Below are 1,588 nucleotides of genomic sequence, written 5' to 3' on the forward strand. Positions count from 1 at the left end.
GCGCATTACCTCTGCGAGCAGGCCATTGCGTCCGCAGCGGCAGGCGACACAAGCCAGGCCCTGGAGACATTGCAGCAGGCTGTGGCCATGGCCCCGGTGTCGGCCCGCCCACTGATTGACCTGGCCAAACTGCAGCATCAGCTCGGCAAGTCCCAGGATGCCTTGCGCACATTGCAGAAGCTGGAAGACCTGGCACCGCAAGGCCTGCCACTTGCCGCCGGCCTGCTTGCCAATATCGCCCAGGCAAGCGGCCAGGAAGCCGCCGCACTGGAGTTGCTGAAGACCAGTTACGCCAACGCACCGTCCATCGACGTGGTTGAAGCCATCGTCAAACTGGAAAAAGACCCTGCGTCGGCACGCCAGTGGTATGCCAGGCACATGGAACGCCAGGCGTCCCTCGTCGCCGCCGGCAAATGGATAGAAGGGGAACAACTCCAGGATGCGCACCATCACGCACTGGTGCAGCGCTCGCTGGGTCAGGCAACCAAGCCGTTGATGCGCTATCGTTGTGCCGCGTGCGGCTTTGAAGCCACGCAGCACTTCTGGCACTGCCCCGGCTGCCAGGCCTGGGACAGCTACCCGACCCGCCGGATAGAAGAACTATGAACACCCCCGTGGCTGCGCTTCGCTCCGCCTCCCCCCTTGCAGGGGGCGACACTGGCGGCCCGGCAAAGCCGGTTCCGCGGTGTCCGCTTGGCAAGAAAAGCAGCCTTTGAGCGGTGAGCCGTTTTAGAACAGACATACATGACAGTTCCAACCCTATCCCCTGAAAAGATCGCCAAAGCCCGTGTCCTCGTGGTGGGCGATGCCATGCTCGACCGGTACTGGTACGGCGCGGTAGACCGCATCTCGCCTGAGGCCCCGGTGCCCGTGGTACGTGTCACGCGCACCGAGGAACGCATAGGCGCCGCTGCCAACGTGGCCTACAACATCGTCACGCTGGGCGCGCAAGCCTCGCTGCTGACCGTGGTGGGCGACGACGAGGCCAGCCACCAATTGGAGGCATTGGTCGAAAAAACCGGCATCGCCCCTTACTTCGGCCGCGATGCACGGCTCAAAACAACGGTCAAACTGCGCGTCATCGGCCGCCAGCAGCAGCTGATCCGGCTCGACTTCGAAAACACACCGGAAAACGAGGTGCTCGCCTCCCAGTCCGCCACATTTGAAAAACTGCACACGCAGCACGACGCCGTGCTTTTTTCCGACTACGGCAAGGGCGGCCTCGCGCATATCGTGCTGATGATCGCCCAGGCGCGCGCTGCCGGCAAGGTAGTGCTGGTCGATCCCAAGGGGGCGGACTACGCGCGCTACAAAAACGCCAGCATCATTACGCCGAATCGCGCCGAACTCGAGCACGTGATCGGCACCTGGAGCGACGAAGCCGAGCTGCGCACCAAAGCCCACAACCTGCGCACAACCCTCAATCTTGATGCCCTGCTGCTGACCCGCAGCGAGGAAGGCATGACCCTGTTTGACGCCCAGGGTGAGCTGAATGTACCGGCCGTGGCGCGTGAAGTGTTCGACGTCACTGGCGCTGGCGATACGGTGATCGCCACACTGGCGGCCATGGCGGCCACGGGCATGAACC

The 1,588-nt window shown here is 63.4% G+C and carries 2 protein-coding genes; both read left to right on the forward strand.

Features of this window, described 5'->3' with window-relative positions:
• Nucleotides 1–606: tetratricopeptide repeat protein (locus AC1DWI_RS22485; protein ID WP_477725824.1), on the forward strand; the 606-nt coding region annotated here is incomplete at its 5' end.
• A gap of 138 nt (nt 607–744) precedes the next feature.
• The coding region (locus AC1DWI_RS22490) for a bifunctional heptose 7-phosphate kinase/heptose 1-phosphate adenyltransferase (RefSeq protein ID WP_477725825.1) at nt 745–1,588 on the forward strand (844 nt) is incomplete at its 3' end.

The sequence above is a fragment of the Polaromonas sp. P3_C2 genome (assembly GCF_056402675.1).